9 protein-coding genes are annotated in these 19924 nt (G+C 43.1%); 2 read left to right on the top strand and 7 right to left on the bottom strand.

Going from position 1 to position 19924, the window contains the following annotated elements; all coding sequences use genetic code 11:
* Positions 1-3: 3 nt before the first annotated feature.
* Complete coding sequence (locus LLW17_RS00535) at positions 4-2271, bottom strand: glycoside hydrolase family 3 C-terminal domain-containing protein (RefSeq protein WP_228228313.1); 2268 nt, start codon at positions 2269-2271, stop codon at positions 4-6.
* Positions 2272-2890: 619 nt separating this feature from the next.
* Between LLW17_RS00535 and LLW17_RS00540 the strand changes: the two genes are divergently transcribed.
* Both LLW17_RS00540 and LLW17_RS00545 read left to right on the top strand, forming a co-directional pair.
* Complete coding sequence (locus tag LLW17_RS00540; protein WP_228228314.1) at positions 2891-5998, top strand: SusC/RagA family TonB-linked outer membrane protein; 3108 nt, start codon at positions 2891-2893, stop codon at positions 5996-5998.
* An 11-nt stretch (positions 5999-6009) separates the two neighbouring features.
* Positions 6010-7938: a RagB/SusD family nutrient uptake outer membrane protein gene (locus tag LLW17_RS00545; protein ID WP_228228315.1), complete on the top strand. Its 1929-nt coding sequence runs from the start codon at positions 6010-6012 to the stop codon at positions 7936-7938.
* A gap of 479 nt (positions 7939-8417) precedes the next feature.
* On the opposite strand, the gene LLW17_RS00550 is transcribed toward LLW17_RS00545, so the two are convergent.
* From LLW17_RS00550 to xyl3A, 6 genes are all read right to left on the bottom strand, one after another.
* On the bottom strand, positions 8418-10151 hold the full coding sequence (locus LLW17_RS00550) for a glycoside hydrolase family 43 protein (RefSeq protein WP_228228316.1): 1734 nt from the start codon (positions 10149-10151) through the stop codon (positions 8418-8420).
* Between the two features lie 48 nt (positions 10152-10199).
* A complete protein-coding gene (locus LLW17_RS00555) occupies positions 10200-12287 on the bottom strand; it encodes a glycoside hydrolase family protein (RefSeq protein WP_228228317.1) in 2088 nt (695 codons plus the stop codon).
* A 63-nt stretch (positions 12288-12350) separates the two neighbouring features.
* On the bottom strand, positions 12351-15026 hold the full coding sequence (locus LLW17_RS00560; RefSeq protein WP_228228318.1) for an alpha/beta hydrolase-fold protein: 2676 nt from the start codon (positions 15024-15026) through the stop codon (positions 12351-12353).
* 18 nt (positions 15027-15044) lie between these two features.
* Positions 15045-16181 (bottom strand): alpha/beta hydrolase-fold protein, encoded by a 1137-nt coding sequence (locus tag LLW17_RS00565; protein WP_228228319.1) that lies wholly within the window; start codon positions 16179-16181, stop codon positions 15045-15047.
* Between the two features lie 3 nt (positions 16182-16184).
* Positions 16185-17288, bottom strand: a complete 1104-nt coding sequence (locus LLW17_RS00570) for an alpha/beta hydrolase-fold protein (protein ID WP_228228320.1) — start codon at positions 17286-17288, stop codon at positions 16185-16187.
* On the bottom strand, positions 17285-19921 hold the full coding sequence (xyl3A, locus tag LLW17_RS00575) for a xylan 1,4-beta-xylosidase (protein WP_228228321.1): 2637 nt from the start codon (positions 19919-19921) through the stop codon (positions 17285-17287). Before xyl3A ends, LLW17_RS00570 begins: the two co-directional genes overlap by 4 nt.
* Between the last annotated feature and the right edge of the window lie 3 nt (positions 19922-19924).

Raw genomic sequence — 19924 nt, forward strand, 5'->3', positions numbered from 1 at the left:
CTTTTAGTTTACTGCAAATTCTATTTCGACCATTTTAGGAGCTCCTAATGCCAAGCTGCGTTTCATAGGGCTTGCACCTCCCACATAAAGCCTAAATGAACCGGGCTCAATAGTTTTAGAACCATCTTCAAGCACAAGCTGAAAGTTTTCGGGCTTGATCTCAAATGTGATTTTTTCGGAGGCTCCGGGTTCTAATGTAACGCGCTTAGTATTTATAAATTGAAAATTAGGCACGCGCACCGAAGCTTCCAAATCAGAAATATACACCTGTACCACTTCGTCTGACTTCACCTTACCGGTGTTAGTCACGGTCACTTCAAGACTCAGACTTTCCTCCTTTGTAACCTCAGTTTTATTTACAACAGCATCACTGTATTCGAACTGGGTATAATTCAGTCCAAAACCAAACGGATACATAGGCTCCTCGTTCATATACTTATATGTACGCCCTTCCATGGAATAATCTTCGTATGCGGGTAACTGATCTAGCGATTTGGGGAAGGTAATAGGTAATCTTCCTGACGGAGAAACATCGCCAAAAAGCACGTCTGCTATCGCTGTGCCGCCTTCTTCACCGGGATACCATACAAAAAGTACCGCATCAGCCAGCTCCTGCACCCGCGCCAGGTCAACCGGACTGCCTCCTGTGACAATTGCTATTAGCGGTTTACGGTCCTCAGGATTTCTATCGGCCATTTCCCGTAAATCTTCTAAATACTGAATTTGATTGGGTGGTAAACCATAGTCTAAACGATCTCCCGCAGTATCTGAATCTATAGAATCACCCTCCTCGCCCTGAAGCGTGCTTGAAAGACCCAAAACGACCAGCGTCACGTCGGTGTTTGCCGCATTACCGGTTGCATAGTTAATAGGGTTTCTGGAATCTTTGTTCAACATGGCGCCCTGACGGTATTGCAACTGACTGGTAGGACTAATCGCTGCGCTGATACCTTCAAGAATGGTTACCATATTCGAGTTAACACCGTAATAGTTACCCAGGAGAACTTCTGTACTTGTTGCGTTCGGGCCGGTTAGGAAATATTTTGGCAGGTCTTTTTTAAGCGGAAGAATTCCATTATTCTTTAAAAGCACAATACTTTTTTGAGCAGTTTCGCGTGCTAAAGCGCGATGTTTCTCACTATTAACCACATCAAGAGAAAGCGCATCGTATTTATTGCTTCCTTTAGGATCGAATAAGCCCAGCTTGAAACGGGTTTTGAGCAAGAGTGCTAGTTGCTCGTCTATTTCGGCTTCCGTAATTAAACCCTGCTCTACCGCTTCCGGTAATGCGCTGTAGGTGTCTCCACAATTCAAGCTTACTCCGCTTTTTACTGCCATTGCAGCAGCACCGGCCTTGGAAGGCGCAGTACCGTGACCACCCTGGCCTTTGGCAACATACAAATCAACAAGAGCTGCACAATCGCTAAGAATATGTCCGTCAAAATTCCATTTTTGTTTTAAAACTTCATCTAGTAAGTATTTATTGGTACAGCAAGGTTCGCCGTTAGTACTATTATAGGCACACATAACGGCTTCCACATTCTCATTGACTAAAGCTTCAAATGCCGGTAGATAGGTCTCATACATATCTTTTAAAGTCGCAGTAGCATTAAACTCGTGTCGTAACTGCTCAGGACCACTATGAACAGCAAAATGCTTGGCGCAGGCTGCTGTTTTTAGATGATCGGGGTCATCACCTTGCAGACCTTTTACAAAAGCAACACCAATCAATGACATCAGATACGGATCTTCACCGTAAGTCTCCTGACCTCTACCCCAACGCGGATCCCTAAAAATATTGATATTCGGGGTCCAAAACGTGAGACCGTTATAGCGGTTAAAATTTCCCTTTTCGCTGGTGGCATTGTATAAAGCCCGGGCTTCATCAGAAATGGCGTTGGAAATTCGATACGCAAGATCTGCATCAAAGGTTGCACCTATGCCTATCGCCTGCGGAAAAACAGTGGCTGCAGAAGCACGCCCAACACCGTGAAGGGCTTCATTCCAATAATCGTAAGGCGGTATTCCCAATCGATCGATTGCCGGAGTACTGTTCATCATCTGAGCTGCTTTTTCTTCAAGCGATAATCGCGAAATCAAATCTGCTACACGCTCATCTACAGATAAAGAAGTGTCATAAAACGGAAATTCCGGATTTTGAGACTGATTTTTTTCAATCGTTTGCGTTGATTTACTTTGATCGGTATTACAGGATACTAAAAAGAAGCAGCTAAACAGCATACCAGCCCAAAATTTTGAAACTATTTTCATATAAAATGGAATTTAAAGACACCCCAACAGCTGAGGAAAACGAAATTTAAGGATCACGAATGATTTTACGCAATCGGTTGCAAACTAAAAATAATTTAGCACTCTACCATCATTTTTAAAGACTTAATGGTATTTAGGCAGAAAATACTGAATAAATAAGCTAAACCGCCCTGGAATGAAATCAGTTCATTCCTGAAACATACAAATGAGGGCTTGAAAAAAATAAAAAAGTAACGCTCTAAAAGAAAGACATTTTGAAATAATTGACGTTTTCCAAATTTTTCAATTGAGCAATTTAAAAATAAACAGAGAATACAATCAAGCACTTAAGCTCTGAATATAAGCCCACTACTGCATATTTTTAATCTAAAAAATATCTTAACAAAAAATTACGCAATCGGTTGTTTGATATAGGAGATTTATATACATTTGAAAACAATACATATAGTACTTAAGACAATAAGAGTCATTTGTACGTTTTAAATCACTAATCGTTGAGCTTTTTACGACGTAGCGAAATCGATTGAGTTTAAAAGTAAAGACTTACTCAAGTTCTATGTGTAGGCATCACCAATTCAAAATAACTCGAATGACTAATTAATTCAAACAACTAAGTTTTATGAAAAGCGTTTTACTTTTTCAGAAGAAAATTCTCAGGTACCTTGGGCTATTCTTCTTAAGTGTATTTTTCTGTTCAGGAATTTATGCACAATCAACAATTACGGGTACAGTAAGCGATGGTAATGGGCCGATACCGGGCGCAAACGTTATCGTCAAAGGAACCAATAATGGAGCTGTAACCGATTTTGATGGCAATTACACACTAAATAATGTACCGGGAGATGCTATTCTGGTATTTAGTTTTGTGGGCTATGAGGCTCAGGAAGTACCCGTAAATAGCAGGACTCAGGTTAATGCAACGCTGGAGAATGATTTGGAATCTCTAAATGAAGTGGTTGTAATAGGTTATGGCACGCAATCACGGGAATCTGTAACAGGTTCGGTTGTCTCCATTAAAGGAGACGAACTTAATGAGGTTCAATCTGCTAACTTTCAACAGGCATTACAAGGTAGGGCTGCTGGTGTGCAAATTCAAACAACAAGCACACGTCCTGGTGCAGCTCCTCAGATTAGGATTAGAGGTGTGCGTTCTCTCTCTGGGGATAATAATCCATTAATCGTCCTCAATGGCATTCCCTTTTCAGGAAGTTTAAATGACATAAACGTCAATGACATTGCAAGTCTTGATATCCTTAAAGACGCTTCTGCAACCGCTATTTACGGTTCAAGAGGTGCGAATGGAGTTATACTTATTGAAACTAAAACCGGAAGAAAGGGTCAGAAAGCAAGAATATCTATAAATTCATATTATGCAACTAAAGAGGTATTTAGCAAATTCCCGATGATGAATGCGGCAGAGCTCACTCAATTGCGAGCTGATGTTGCCGCAAATAACGGTGGGACTCCCATTTTTGAGATTGGCGGAGATGAGGATCTTGCAAATGATACAGATTGGCAGGACTTATTGTATGGGTCTGGAATGCAAACAAGTCAGGATTTTAACATCTCGGGCGGATCTGAAAAAGGCGCCTACGGTTTTGGTATGGGCTATTTTAAAGAAACCTCTGTACTTCCCGGAGACAAATTTGAAAGATATTCTCTAACTGCAAACGTAGATCAGGAAGTGGGTGCATTTCGATTTGGACTAAATTCAATTATGAATTTCAGTAAAGCAAGTAGCATTGTGGGGCCTAACCTGGGAGCCTCACCACTGTTAAGTCCTTTCGATGAAAATGGTGACTTTCTTGAGTCGGTACGGCTCCGAACTTCAGCAGACCAGCTCTGGATCCCCACACGGAATGAAATTAATCGCATTGGAGAAAGAAGAACAAACGATCAATTAGATTTTGGGACATACAATAACATTTTTGCTGAAGTTAATATTCCCGGTATCGAAGGTCTTAAGTATCGTTTAAATCTAGGTTTAAATTTACGCACTAGCAGAGATGGTAACTTTACCGGTCAGGGTGTATTCAATTTTAACCCGACCAGTCCTTCTAATGCAAGTTACGACACGGGAATGACTCGAGATTATGTGATTGAAAATCAGATATTATACGATAGAACCTTTGCTGATAAGCATAAAGTGAATTTTGTTGGACTTTTCTCTTCTCAAAAAACCGAAATTGAAAGTTCCGGGATAGGAGTCCAAAATTTATTTAACGAAAAATTCCTTTTTTACAATCTAGACGCATCTTTAGCTGAAGACATTACCCGATACGGCACAAACTTTACAGAATATGGCTTATTATCCTATATGGGTAGAGTGCTCTATCAATATGACAATCGTTACTTATTTACAGCAACGTTAAGAGCTGATGGCTCATCAAGACTGGCTCCTGGATACAAATGGGTTACTTATCCCGCAGTTTCACTAGGTTGGAATATTGCCAATGAATCTTTTATGAGCGATGTTAAATTCATAAATCAATTAAAATTAAGAGCCGGATACGGTGAGACTTCTAATCAAGCTATAGCGCCTTATTCAACACAAGGAAACTTAGGAACAAGAAATTACAACTTTGGAAGCACATTTGCCACAGGATATTTTGTTTCTCTATTACCAAACCCAACATTGGGTTGGGAATTTTCAGAAACCTATAATTATGGTTTAGATTTTTCCATATTCAATAGCAGATTATCGGGTACCGTAGAATATTATCTAACTAAAACTAATGATATTTTATATACACTTGGTTTACCCCCCACATCTGGAGTTAATAATGTTAGAAGCAATATTGGTTCAACCGAAAATAAAGGAATTGAAATATCCCTTAATGGTACAATCATAGATACTCCAGATTTCACCTGGGACGCAGGCCTCAATTTGTATTCTAACAGAAATGAGATTACCTCACTGGCAACAGGAGAGGATCAGAACGTAAATTCCTTATGGTTTGTAGGAAGTCCCATCAATGTAATTTTTGACTATGATAGAATCGGCCTCTGGAATGAATCTGACCCTGACTACCAGTTTATTAGCCAATATGAACCCGGTGATAATAATCCGGGAATGATAAAAGTACGATATACTGGTGAATTTAATGAAGATGGTTCTCCAGTGCGTGCTATAGGACCCGATGATCGAATTATAATTGACCCAACACCAGATTTTCAGGGTGGTTTTAATACCCGAATTGCTTATAAAAATTTCGACTTAAGTGCTGTCGGAACATTTCAGAAGGGTGGTATTGTTGTAAGTACATTATATAGTTCAAACGGATACCTAAATTTATTGACCGGAAGAAGTAATAACGTTCGTGTAGATTACTGGACTCCTGAAAATACAGATGCTAAATATCCTGCCCCTGGAGGTGTTCAAAGTGGTGATAATCAAAAATACGCGAGCACTCTAGGTTATTTTGATGGATCATTTTTAAGGTTTAGAACTATTACTTTCGGATACAATTTTGAGCAAAATTTATTAGACAAACTCGGAATTCAAAACCTACGGGTCTATGCTACAGCTCAAAATCCGTTTGTATTTTTCTCAGATTTTAAAAAGGAATCAGGTCTGGATCCGGAAACAAACTCAGGAATTAATGGAGACGGTACCCGTCAAAATGTTGCGGTCAACACAGCGCAAATTTCAACCGGAATACCAACAATTGGTTCTAATGCCCCTACAACTCGTAATTACTTATTAGGATTAAATATCTCATTTTAATAAATATTGACATGAAAAAAAATAAATTAACACATTTCAAGTCTATTCTTATTCTAGGCATCCTAGTGATTATGGGATCTTGCTCAGAAGAATTTGTCTTGGAAGAAACGCCTAGAAGTTCTTTTACTCCAGACTTCTTTAGAACAGAATTAGGAGTTCAAGGAGGTATAACCTATTTGTACTCAAACTTAAGATACTTATATGGTGATGCTTATTTTTTGAACGCTACTGAAACAGGAACAGATGAATATGTTGCCGCTCAGAGTGCAGATAATAATTTTCTGGATTATGATTTAGCAGGTAGAGGTGACCTAAACTCTGATAGTGGATTTTCAGTAGGTGCTGTTTGGGGAAACTCTTTTCCGGCCATTAATACAGCAAGTGGTATAATTGAAAATGCAGAAGCTGTAGGTTTAGACAATTCTTTAATCGCTGAAGCACGTTTTTTTAGAGCTTTCTATTACTTCTTACTTGTTCAAACTCATGGAGGTGTACCACTTGACTTAGGTGCAGGAGAACTGAAGTTTAACAATTCTGCAGCGAGAACATCAGTACGTAATACTGTACCAGAGGTATATACCAAAGCCGTAATACCTGATTTAATAACAGCAGTTAATGATTTACCCGAAACCCCAAGATTAACGGGTACCTTAACAAAAAATGTTGCTCGACTTTATCTTGCAAAGGCTTACCTTACTTATGCCTGGTGGTTACAAAACCCCAATAACATTCCAACTTATCCGGAAGCTCCGCGTACAGACCCTGATGGTCGCGATGCTGCATATTATTTTCAACAAGCTTACAACGTAGCAGTACAGGGAGTTGATAATCCTGGCCCTTATAGACTACTTGACTATTTTTATGATGTGCACGTTGCTACAAACGATCGACATAGTGAAATGATGCTTTATGCAGATCGTACAGAAGAAAGTCAAATATACAATGGAGCAGATATAAATTTTAGCGGAACCGGTGGAGGTGCGAATACTGCTGTTTGGATGGTTACCTCTAACTACACTACAATTAATGTTGACGGAGTGCCAGCTGTTCAACGTGAAGCAGCACAAAGTTATGGACGTCCCTGGACTCGTATGGCTCCTCCAATTGAAGTTCTTACCGAAACATTTGATGATAAGGATCTAGATTCTCGCTACGACGGAACATTTGTCACCAGTTATCGAGGTAATTGGGATAAAGGAGGGTCAACAGCTGAAACGCTCACAGCCGCTAACGGAATAGAAATTGCTCCAGGAGATGCTGTAATTTCCTTTTTAGATGAATACAACCCTGATGTGCAATATGTAAATGGTGCTAACATTGGCGGTGGAGTTCTTCCTGGAAGATCAGATTATGTAATAAACCCTAATGAAATAAACAGAAGGTTTTATCCCGGCTTGTGGAAGTTAGGAACTTACCGCACAGATAATGCAGGAGGCCTAGGCTCACCAAACGGAGCCATTACAAGACCTTTCCCAATAGCCAAATTTTCGGAGTTCTATTTCGTTGCCGCCGAAGCTGCTGTTAAAGGCGCAGCTACCCAGGCCGGTAAATCTGCACGCCAATTGATCAACGTGATACGTGCCCGTGCCGGAAAGTGGAGATTTGACAATGGAGAACAGGAAGTGCGTATGGAAGATAATAGTGCTACACTGGTAGCTAATACTCCTGCCACGATAACTATTGATTATATCCTTCAGGAGCGTTCCCGCGAATACTTTGGCGAAGGATATCGCTGGTATGATCTGGTACGTACGCAAAAATGGGCAGAATTTGCCGCATCATATACTATAGCTGGTGATAATGCTACAGATCATAACCCGCAGGTAATCAATAGAACAATTGAACCTTACCATTATTTAAGGCCTATACCTCAAGGCCAATTAGATAACATGGATCTTTCTGCAGCCGAAAAAGCTGCTTACCAAAACCCAGGCTATTAATTTCAAAGTAAGAGTTTGAAATAGCAACTGCCCAAAAGCTTTACAACTTTTGGGCAGTTTTTTTATGCCTAATGTGCACTTGAAATTTTACTTGAAAAACTCAAATGGTATTATTTCACTTCAACTAAATAAACGGGTACATTAGCGTTTTCAGGCAAGTAGGTATTTTTCTACTCGAATTTTGAGGATTGCTTTAAAAAATATCCATCATTTCAAAACCTGATTCTTGAAAATATAATTTGGAAATAAGAAGCTTAATGCTACGAGTAACTAACTCTTACGACGGAAAGGTTCTATTCAAAAGATTTATAATACCCGATCTTAGCTGTTTTAACCCTTTACAATCGAAAGCAAGCTTACTTAAAGCTATAACTAACAAAATGTTTACTCAGTTTTTAAATTATAATCAAACCCTTAAATAGTATCCAATAAAAAAGAGGCCCGAAGGCCTCTTTCATCTTACTTTCATATAAAAATATTTATTCTAACGGCTCAATACTATTACCCGAAGTAGCATATAATCCTACCAAAGCTCCGGTAAAACCACCGGCTACATTGGTAGATAGAATATCTCCGCTAACGGTTCCGCCCAGAGTTTTATAATTAGCTCCATCTGTAGCATAACTGAATTTATAATCAGCGTTATCCCCTTCTACTTTCAGTGAGAGTTTACCATCCAGATCAATCTTTTCACTGGCAATAATCGTTGATTCCCCTTTTTCAGTGCGCTGCAATACAACATAATAATCCTTCCCTTTTTTAGTGACTCCAAAAGCATAATTAAAACGCTCATTTTGCAAAGCAGTAATACCTGCAAAATCTTCATCTGACTTTGGCTTATAAGTCAAATCGGTTTTAAAACTGAACGTCTTATGCATTTGGCGGTGAAACAAGGTTGAAGTGGGTTTCAATTCGGTAATTTCAGCTTCAAAAGGTTCAATTTCAAGACCTTTTTTGGTTTGCTTTATAAAAGCCTCGCGGGGACCACGAAGGCCAATCCAACGATAATCCAGTTTATCACCACTAAAATCTTCTTCAAACGTAAAATTCCCGTTAGGAAAATACCCGTCTTTTCCGGTCTTATTCTCCACCCCTTCCGGAAGTTTTAAAGTAGGCTCTATAGGCACCAGACCATTTTCAAAAACCGGATAGGTCCCAGACCAGTCAACCGGCAAAATAAAGGTTTCACGTCCGCTATTTACCTGGCCGGCAGTATTAGGTCTAATAGCCAGGAAAACACCGTACCATTGTCCGTTAGGACCTTCAATGATGTCTGCGTGGCCTGCCCAGTCCACATTGTTTTCGCGATCTTTCGGAAAATAACGCTGTGTCAGAATCGGGTTGCTGGGTGCAGGAACAAAAGGGCCTTTAGGATTGTCACTCATAAAAATCACCTCACTGTGCCAGCCTCCGGTTCCTCCTTCGGCACACATCAAATAGTATTTACCATCCTTTTTGTATAGATGTGGTGCTTCAATCCAGATGGGTTTATCAGCTAAATCAACGCCTCCGTTTACGATAATCTTATCGGTCCCTTTAATAATCTGATCTTTTTCAACATCATATTCCCAAACTTTAATCACACGGTGACCCTGATACAATTCCTCTCCTGCATTAGGCGCATCATTGTGAACTACATAGGCTTTCCCGTCATCATCAAAAAATAGGGAAGGATCAATCCCCTGAAAATCCAGTTTGATAGGATCACTCCAGCCCTGCATCGGGTCTTTGGTTTTAACCACGATGTTACCCAAACCTCCCGCAAACGCGGTCGTGATCATATAAAAGGTATCGTTGTTTTCATTGTAGGTAATTCCCGGTGCGTAAACACCCTGGCTGATCCCGGTATCGTGTACATCCAATTGCGATACCCGATCTAAAACGTGACCGATTTGTTTCCAGTTCACCAAATCTTTAGAGTGAAAAATAGGCACCCCCGGAAACATCGCAAATGATGATACCACAAGGTAGTAATCATCCCCTTTGCGCGTTATTGCAGGGTCGGGATAACATCCCTGAAGAATGGGATTGTAAAATTCATTAGCTTCAAGCGGATTATTAGTATAAACAGCATCATTACCTTCATAAACCACATTGGAGAATACCGGAGTACCCTTCTTTGGTGGGTCTGGCCGGTCTTTCTTCAAATCAAAGCTGGTAAGGCTTAAGATAAGCGCCAGGGCAGGCGCCAGAATTAGATTTTGTTTTTTCATTATAGGAATATTTAGTTTAAGGTGTTTAAAAATTTATTTGAGTCCGGACTATTCAAAAGCGACGTGATAGGTTTTTACTTTGCCTTTGTAGTCAAACTTCACAACAGCTTTTTCTGAAGGAGATGATGCCTGCGTGATATCAACTTTCACATCAGGATTATCTGATTTTGCAGTTAATACAGGTACAGAAGCAGCATCTCCCGCATTGAAAGTTGCCTCATAAATGTCATAGCCAGTAATACCGTTTTCATTGGTAGATCTCACCGGTGTTTCTGGTAGGTCAAGAGCTTTGCCATTTGCAGAAATGAATACCTCAGGCACCACCGGACGGTTAATCGGCTTGTCTTTAGAACTAAAACCAAGCCCGACAAGCTCCCCGAGCGATTCTGCATCAGAGCCTTCTATCCTGAGGAATAGCGCGTGTTTTTTATCAAGCTTGTCTACAAATTCGGAGACATCCAGTTTAAATTGCGTAATCTCGTTTTCAGTATTAGCCGGAACAGTAATTTCTCCTATTTGCGTTCCGTTCCAGGTAGCATTATCCCAGGGACCATCTAACCAAACCTGTACCTTGAATGATTCTTGTGATTGTGGTTTTAGGAAAAGGTTGAACATAGTTGCATTACCTTCTTTGGTGCCTTCAAAAGCTGTAACACCATTCTGGTCTTCCGCTAATCCACCAAATCCAAAATATTTATAGCCAATAATGTGACCGTTTTTTAAACCGGAAATAGGCATATGGTTATCCCAAATATCCCAGGCGTCTTGCTGAATGCTTATATCAGAAAGGTAACAGGCATAACCGGCAGAATAGTATTGATAGGGATTAAGCCCGTAAATATGAAATCCTTCCGAAGTAACTTCGGCACCTTTATACTCTAACGCATCTGAAGCTTTTGCTGTCCAAATCTCATCTGATGCATACGGATCGTACCCACGCAGGTAAACGGAACCACCATCTTCTACTGATTCTTCATCCCAGGAAACCGTTATGGGTGCTACCATTGCCTGACGGGCAAAGCCGAAACCGCGCGGCGGACGATGGTAAAAAACATACCATTGATTGTTTATCTCTTCAATACTTCCGTGGGTGTTGTGACCGGAATATGTGGTCTGAATAGCCGTTCCATCCTCATTAAGTACCGGCGCACGTGAATCCACAAGAACCCCGCCGCTTCTCCAGGGGCCTAAAGGGGAATCGGCCACAGCATAGCGCAAGGTGGAATTCGAACTTCCCACCCCGTAATCAGGTCCTGAATACCCACTGAAAACCGTAACGTATTTATTTCCCACTTTACGTATGGAGGAAGCTTCAAAGAAATTAAAACTACCTAAATCCTCTCCAGGGTATATTTTCGGAAACGTGGTTCCTTCAGGGTCACGAATAACTCCGTATCTGCGGCTGGCCGGCAGTAAGCGCTCAATGATCTCGGTACCCGGTCTTAAGGAATACATCGTATTTTGATCTAATTGTGCAGCAGAAGATTTCTGAAAACCCCAGTAGCCGTAAGCCCTGAAGCCTATTTCATAATCGGGATCTGCCGGATCGTCAATGTATTCTATGTAAATGGCAGGATCAAAGCCCAGAATACTTCCGGGAAGGGATCTTTTTCCGTCTTCGGTAAGATTAATGGGCGTAAACGGACCGTCAGGACGGCTTCCTTTGGCCACCATGGCTTCCCGGTTATAACCCCGGCTATGCGGATACAGGTAATAGGTTTTGTTACCTTCTTTATCTTTTACCTCAACCAAATCGGGAGCATACATCACATCCCATTCTCCATCAACCTGATAGGTAAATACGGGACCTTCATCTTTCCACTCCGAAAGGTTCTCAACCGGTGCAGACCATATTCTGATATCAGGACCACAATAACTGGTGTAGCGAACATCATGCGAACCTATGATGTATGCCCTGTATTTTCCGGGATTGTCAGGATCTTCAAAAACCCGCGGTTCACCATCGGGCAGATGCTCCCAAAGGGGCAGATACGGATTACCTATGCCCTTATGCACAGCAGGTTGATTGGAACCGGTTGTCTCCGCAACATAATCCTGGGCTTTTATTCCCGATGTTACAATTAGAAACACCGCCAAATACAGGATATTCGAATACGTACATTTTAAGTTCTTCATTTTTATACAGCTATTATTTAATATTCAATTTGATCAATTTATTTTGAATCCTTTACGTTGGATTTAAAAAAGTAAAGAGGCAAATTTATACAGGTTGTTGCGCCAAACGGGCCAGGTATGCCCGCCCGGATATTCCGAATAGGTGTACTCAATGCCCATCTCGTCAAACTTTTGCAGCATCACCTTGCAATTGTTGTAAGCGATATCTTCCTGTCCTCCCATCGCAACCCAGAATTCTTTGAGATTAGCATTGATCTGGTCTGCGTTTTCTTTCATAAACTCGTATTGCTTTCCGGAGATGGAATCGTCATTGGCAAACCAACCGGAGCTGAAAACGCCCAGGTAATCAAACATATCGGTATTTTGAACACCCGTAAAAAGCGTTTGAATTCCGCCCATACTCAGCCCTGCCAAAGCGCGATTTTGAGAACCTTCTTTAATCCTGTAGTTTTTTTCTACGAAAGGGATTAAACCGTCTTTCAGTTCGTTTGTAAACATTTGCAGGCCCATTTCCGTAAAGGCTGAAGCCGGCATATTGCCGTCGGGCATTATTACGATCATGGGTTTTGCTTTGCCTTCAGCGATTAAATTATCGAGAATCAAATTGGTTTTACCCTGCATCGCCCAGCCGCTTTCGTCCTCACCTCCACCGTGCATAATGTATAAAACGGGATATTCTTCATCACTGCTTTCGTAGCCCGGCGGCATGTACATATAAAACTGACGCCAGCTGTTCAGCACGGGTGAATAGTATTGTTTTATTCGGATATCTCCGTGTGGAACTTCCTTCAAAGCATAATAATCATCGCCTTTAAACGGAACTTCAATCCCGCTGGCCATTCGACCCATACCGTAAAACGTCTTGCTGGCAGGATCTGCAACGGCAACCCCGTCAATCAACAGGGAATAGTAGTGTAAACCTTCCGTTAGCGAATCGGTACGCACTTCCCAAACGCCTTCGGTATTCTTATCCATATCGTATTTTTTGGCTAAATCAAGCTGTACGCGTTTGGCGTCGGGAGCTTTCAGCCTGAAAATCGCACTGCCATCCGGCGTCAACTGCGGATATTTTGCATTGCGCATATTGGTGGAAGCCGGCGTACCCAGCAGACTGTATTTCGTAAAAAGCGATTCATCTACCGGTTTAAAAAGGAGTTTCGCAAACATATAGAGGCCGTTTTTCCAGACCTTAAAATTGTGATCACCCGGCTCGATGTAGTACACGTGAGGCACATCATTGTCAACCAGGTACTCGTGGGTGCGTTCGCTAAAACGCAACAGACGGTCTGCATCCCCGCAAGAAATCCACAGCAGGTTCAGTTTTTCGCGGGCTGTTTTTGCGTCAGGGACTAAAACTTCAGGGGCTTTGGTGTTGGGTGCCGAAGAAAATCCGCCTACATACGAGAAGGTGTCCAGATTACCCAGACCAAAATTAAGCGACTGTCCGCCCCCCATAGACAAACCGGCTATGGCCCGATGCTCCCGGTCTTTTTTCACCGGATAATTCTTTTCGATATATGGAATCAAATCGTTTAGTAAATCCTGCTCAAATGTGGCAAAAGCCTGCACTTTAGGAAGTGCCATGATATCGCCAACCGCGCGGTCGTCTTTCATCGCGCGTCCGTTTGGCATCACGACGATCATCGGTTCGGCCTCACCGTTTGCATATAAATTATCTAAAATAACTTCAGGATGCCCGCCTTTCAGCCATTCTAAATGATCGCCGCCAATTCCGTGCAGCAAATAAAGTACCGGGTATTTCTTGCCTTTTGTATAACCGGGAGGGGTATATACCAAAGCTTTTCGGTTTGTTCCCACCGTTTTAGAAGGATATTGAATGGTGTCTATAGTTCCGTGTTTGATCTCGCTTTGAAGCACATCAAAACCTTTAGGTGCTTCCTTGACCAGTTTGGGATAGCCTAAAAGCTTGAGCATCTGCTCGCCGTAACGTCTGCCCAGTTTTCTATAGCCTGCGGCGGAAAAATGCAAATGATCTGCAATCGCCTCGCAATCTTCTGAAGAAACCACATAGGAATTCGGTATCACATCCGGCAGCGTCCTGATGATGGGATTCATACTGGCGCAGGCTCCACCCTGCCCTTCGCTCACGAGTTCGCCGGCAATAAGCGGAACCTTTTTAGGATCGAGTTTCAGGTCTTTGATCAGGTTATCGTAAACGCCTTTTACTTTTTGAGGCCAAAAACTGTCACCGGTGTTTGACTCTCCCTGATGCAACAGAATACCCTTGATCACGCCATCCTTTTGAGCCAGTTTAGCCATTTCCACCAGGCGCGCATAGGGATTGCCATCGTATTCTTTCACCATATTCTTCAGCCAGTCTGGTGAAGTCTCTACGTAAGACTCAAAGTTATCTTTGTCAAACAATTCAATTTTACAACCGCCTACAGAAACATTGATCACCCCAACATGTACCTTTTCAGGTAGATTTTCAAGGAGTTCGCGGCCAAAGTAATCTGTAGGTGTTAAGCCGGTTTTACAACGGCATAAAGGCGGTTTGGCGGTGTACCAGTTGCCTTTTTCACGATCCAGATCGGGGCAATCTACCGCCTGCATCACTTTAAAGCGATCGTTAACAACAGTATCCCGGGCTTCAAAACGGGCGTGACCTTCCATATTCGACTGACCGAAAGCCAGATAGATGTGAAAGTTTTCATCCTGCGACCAACCGGTGCTGCAAGACAGAATAAGTAAACCGAATAGTAAAAGGTGTTTTTTCATAATGGAATTGGTTTTCGGTTAGTCTTTAAATAATTGTTGAGCAAATTGATGCAAACAGCGTCTCCAGGTGTGCCACTCGTGTGCGGTTTCCGGTGATTCGTAAAGCGTGTACGTTATTTCCTGAGCCTTGAGCATATCAACAAAGGCATTTATCGTCTTCGGAAAACGTTCCGGTTCTTTGGTACCCAGTCCCAGCCATAACAAGTTAAGCTGCTCATCAACCTGTGCACCATCACTAAACGCACCATTTAAAAAGGTATCTACATCAATGGCGCCTTCAATACCGAAGTTTGCCGTACCGCTAAACCCACCGTAATACGAGAAAGTATCCAGGTTGTTCATTAGGATGCGCATCGTTTGATTAGCTCCCATGGAAAGTCCTGCGATGGCGCGATGCTCGCGATCAGCAAGTGTTCTAAACTCGGCATCAGTCATCGGGATGATTTCTTTAAGCATTACCTCCTCAAAAACCGATTCGGGTCTGCCTTCTTTGGGTGCATCAGGCTTATATGCGTAGCCGTTATCCATCACGATAATCATCGGCTCGGCCTCACCATCAGCGATCAGGTTGTCTAAAATAAGATTGGCGTGACCCTGTGAAGACCAGCCGGTTTCATCTTCGTAGCTTCCGTGCTGCAAATAGAGCACGGGATAATTTTTATCTGAAGTAGTATAACCCGGCGGGAGGTAGATAAAATTGCGTCTCCACTGCTGGGTAATTTCAGAGAAATACAGGTTTTCCACAACTTTTCCGTGAGGGACTTTTCGCATGGCGAAAATAGCATCGTCCGGAGCCGGGATCTCGATACCACTCCCCCAACGGCCTGCTCCGTAATAGTATTTGGTGCCGGGATCAGGTACCGAAGCACCGTCTATATTGAGCTGGTAATAATGGAAGCCCACATCCTGAGGAGCCGACTCGCCCGTCCAGACGCCTTCTGCGTCTTTGGTCATTTCGTATTTGACACCGCCAATATCAAGTTTAACCGAAATAGCTTCGGGAGCTGAAATTTGTGCGCGCACCCGGCCTTCGGCATTCACCTGCGGAAAGGCTTTCCCCGCCTGATTTACCGAAGAGGGTTTGTATTCCTGAGCCTGAACTAAACTGAGACCGGCAAGCCAAAAAAGACAGGTAATATGTTGTAGTGTTTTCATACGTTATTCGTTGAATAAAAGTGGAGCCATTTGATACAGGCTCCGTCTCCAGGTTAAAAATTCGTGCGCGGTACCCGCAGAAACATAAGAAACTGACTTGATTCCGGCATCGTTTAGGGCTTTTGCTGCCTGCTTTACCCGATCCGGATTTTCCTTGCTTCCGGCACTCAGAAAAACAAGCTTCAAATCTTCGTGCTCTTTTAAATCTTCCGGGCTATACGTTCCGCCGCTTAAGAGACCGTAATACTGAAACAGACCGGGCTTATTCATCGTGATCATTCGGGTTTCCATTCCGCCCATTGAAAGGCCGGCCATTGCGCGGTTTTCAGGATTGTCGAGCGTACGGAAGTGTGAGTCCACATAAGGAATCAGTTCTTCGGTAAGAACGGTTTGAAAGTATTTGATATCAAAATCGCGAATACCACCCCATTTGATTTCGTTGGTCATTCCGTAGGTATTCACAATGATAAAAGGCTCGATTTTGCCTTCTGCAATCAGATTGTCCATAATTAAATTAGCACGCCCCTGATTCATCCAGGCGGTTTCATCCTCGCCCCATCCGTGTTGCAGGTACAGTACCGGATATTCCTTATCGGTATTCAAGTGATAGCCCGGCGGAGTGTACACAAAAGCGCGACGCGAAGTATTGGTACTGGGAGAAGGAAACAAGATCTGTTGTACCGCACCGTGTGACACATCTTTTAACGCGTAAAATTCCTCGTCGTGTGCGGGAATTTCGATTCCACTTTCCCAGCGCACCGAACCGTAGTAGTTCTTTGCTCCGGGATCGTTAAATGTACCGCCGTCAACGGTAAGGTGGTAATAATGAAAGCCTTCATCCATTGGGCCTTCGGTGGTTCCGGTCCAGAAACCTTCTTCATTTTTAGTGAGTTTAGTACCGCCACGCCCTCCCAATCCTAAGCTTACCGAAACGCTGTCAGCAGCCGGGGCTTTAATTTTAAAACGCACATAGCCCTGCGAGTTGACCATCGGGTATTCCTGACCAGGCTGATTTAATGTGGAAGGTTTAAAATCTTCCTGAATAGCTTCTTGTCCAAAAGACCATAAGAAATTCAGGCACAAAAAAAGTACTGCGAGTTTTTTCATAATTGCGGTTGTTTAAGGTTTATGGAGAATGTTTTTAAGTCGGCCTCATCAGAGCTGTTGCCATAAAAGATCTGGTATTCTCCGGGTTCGGCTGTCATTTCAAGCTTTTCTTCACTGTAAAACTGAAACGATTCGGGTTCGATCACGACTGCAATCTGCTGTTGTGCTCCCGGTTGAAGTTCGACTCGTTTAAACTGCTTCAGGGTTTTAATAGGCCCATCGGCATCGTCGGTTTTTCTGAGGTACACCTGAAGGATTTCGGTACCGCTGCGATCCCCGGTGTTTTTAACCGGAACCGTAAATTGCAGAGGCTCACCTTTTGCGATTTCCGTTTTTGGAACAGAAGCTTCGCCAATTTCAAACGTGGTATAACTTAAGCCGAAACCAAACTTGAACAGCGGCTCTTCCTTCATATACCTATAGGTACGACCATCCATAGCATAATCTTCAAAATCGGCAAGCTGGGTGGTATCGCGGTAAAAGGTAACCGGTAATTTTCCGGAAGGATTGTAATCGCCAAAAAGTACATCGGCTACGGCCTGCCCACCCGATTCACCGCCGTACCAGGATTGAAGAATAGCGTCACAGGTTTGCGTCTCAGGCACCAAACCAATAGCAGAACCCGAATTGTTTACAAAAATCACGGTTTTACCGGCCTCTTTTAAAGCCTTCAGACAGTTGCGCTGTACCGCAGGAAGCTCAATATCGGTACGATCTCCACCTTTAAAACCGGGATAATTTACCGGCATCTCCTCACCTTCCAGTAAGGTGGAGAGTCCGCCTACGAAAATTACCGTTTCAATACCCTCTAATTTGGCAATCAGACCGGTAAAGTCTACCGGGATTTCTTTCCCAAAATTGAACTCCAGATTGGCCTCCCAGTTGTTCACTTGGGCATACTTAATCTCAATGTTATAGGTTTTTCCTTTTACTACGAGAAACGGAAGTGTTGAAGGAAGCGTTCGCCAGTTGTTAGTTGCTCTTAGCGATTTTCCGTTGACAAATAGCTCAAAATGACCGGTTGCGCCAAATTTGAACGCGAGTTCCTCGTCTTTATCTGCTGTATATTCGGTTACGTAACTGGCTGAAAAACCTTCCAGATTTACGCCTGAAGCAAACTCGTGTTGCCCTGCAGTGGTGAGTTTAAGCGGATTGGTAATGTAGGTTTCGGCAATGACCGGTCCGCTGTAATCGGGCGTATTCCAATAGGTCGCTTTAAAGCCTTTTTTACCAGCAATACCAATTTTTGAAAAATAGCTTTCAGTTACTTTATCTTCCACCAGATCACAAGCCTGATCGTATACGATGCGCTCCTCGCCTACTTTAGATTTTATTCCTTCCAGGATGGTAATAGTGCGCACGGGAGTACCGTTGTAATTTCCCCAAAGCATGGGCTCATCATCAGCATTAGGCCCCAGCACCGCGATTTTATCTATGGTTTTATTGAGCGGAAGAACCTTGTTTTTATTCTGAAGTAAGGTCATCGATTTCCGGGCCATCTCCAGTGCGAGCTGGCGGTGCTTTTCGCTATTGATCACCGAAGCCGGAATCTGCGCCCAGGGCACAATCGCATCGGGATCCATTTCGCCCAACTCAAAACGGCCTTTGAGCACCCGCTTAACGCGGATGTCTATTTCTTCTTCCTGTACCAGACCGCGTTTTACAGCTTCCGGCAGGAGTTTGTAATTGTGGTTATTCCACTGGCATTCTACATCTGTCCCGGCCAGTACCCCTTTCGCGGCAGCGTGAACCGCATCGGAAGAGACGTTATGCGAGGTGAAAAAATCCTGAATAGCCCCACAATCGGATACCACCAGATGCTCAAAGCCCCATTGATCGCGCAGGATTTGTTGCAAAAGACGGTCACTACCGCAGCAGGGTTCGTCATCCAGTCGCTGATAGGCGCACATCACCTGGCGCACATCAGCATCCTGTACCAGAGACTTAAACGCAGGCAAATAGGTTTCCCATAAATCCCGCTGGGAAATGTTGTTTAGGTTGAGTTCGTGGCGACTCCATTCGGGTCCCGAATGTACTGCATAGTGTTTGGCGCAGGCCAGTAATTTTCGGTATTTGGCATCTTCAGGGCCCTGAAGTCCTTTGACGACCTGTACACCCATTCGCGAAGTGAGGTATGGGTCTTCACCATAAGTTTCCTGACCACGCCCCCAACGCGGGTCCCGGAAGATATTTACATTAGGCGTCCACACCGAAAGGCTCATAAACCGCCTGTTTTCTTCGCCATTGCGCATCGTCTGATGGTATTTGGCACGGGCCTCATCTGAAGTGGCATCAAAAATCTTAAATACCAGCTCATCATCAAAAGAAGCGGCCATTCCCACCGGTTCGGGGAATACCGTAACATCATTGGTATTTGCAAAACCATGCAGCGCCTCACTCCACCAGTTGAATTTCTTGATACCCAGACGTGGAATCGCGTCAGAAACGTCACACATCAAGGTTGCTTTTTCTTCAATCGTGAGCCTGCTTACCAAATCTTCAGCACGTTCTTCAGGCGAAAGTGCAGGGTTTTGATAGGGATAATCCTGGGCGCTTAGTGCGGTAAAAACAAAGCTAAAAACCAGTATACTTACTCCTCGTTGAATGGCAATAAGAGATTCAAATTTTTTCATTTT

It is taken from the genome of Leeuwenhoekiella parthenopeia, assembly GCF_020782115.1.
Lineage (GTDB): Bacteria > Bacteroidota > Bacteroidia > Flavobacteriales > Flavobacteriaceae > Leeuwenhoekiella > Leeuwenhoekiella parthenopeia.

Excerpts from the sequence above, each read along its gene's own strand:
- LLW17_RS00535 (WP_228228313.1), bottom strand. The coding sequence starts at position 2,271 with ATGAAAATAGTTTCAAAATTTTGGGCTGGTATGCTGTTTAGCTGCTTC.
- LLW17_RS00540 (WP_228228314.1), top strand. The coding sequence starts at position 2,891 with ATGAAAAGCGTTTTACTTTTTCAGAAGAAAATTCTCAGGTACCTTGGG.
- LLW17_RS00545 (WP_228228315.1), top strand. The coding sequence starts at position 6,010 with ATGAAAAAAAATAAATTAACACATTTCAAGTCTATTCTTATTCTAGGC.
- LLW17_RS00550 (WP_228228316.1), bottom strand. The coding sequence starts at position 10,151 with ATGAAAAAACAAAATCTAATTCTGGCGCCTGCCCTGGCGCTTATCTTA.
- LLW17_RS00555 (WP_228228317.1), bottom strand. The coding sequence starts at position 12,287 with ATGAAGAACTTAAAATGTACGTATTCGAATATCCTGTATTTGGCGGTG.
- LLW17_RS00560 (WP_228228318.1), bottom strand. The coding sequence starts at position 15,026 with ATGAAAAAACACCTTTTACTATTCGGTTTACTTATTCTGTCTTGCAGC.
- LLW17_RS00565 (WP_228228319.1), bottom strand. The coding sequence starts at position 16,181 with ATGAAAACACTACAACATATTACCTGTCTTTTTTGGCTTGCCGGTCTC.
- LLW17_RS00570 (WP_228228320.1), bottom strand. The coding sequence starts at position 17,288 with ATGAAAAAACTCGCAGTACTTTTTTTGTGCCTGAATTTCTTATGGTCT.
- xyl3A (WP_228228321.1), bottom strand. The coding sequence starts at position 19,921 with ATGAAAAAATTTGAATCTCTTATTGCCATTCAACGAGGAGTAAGTATA.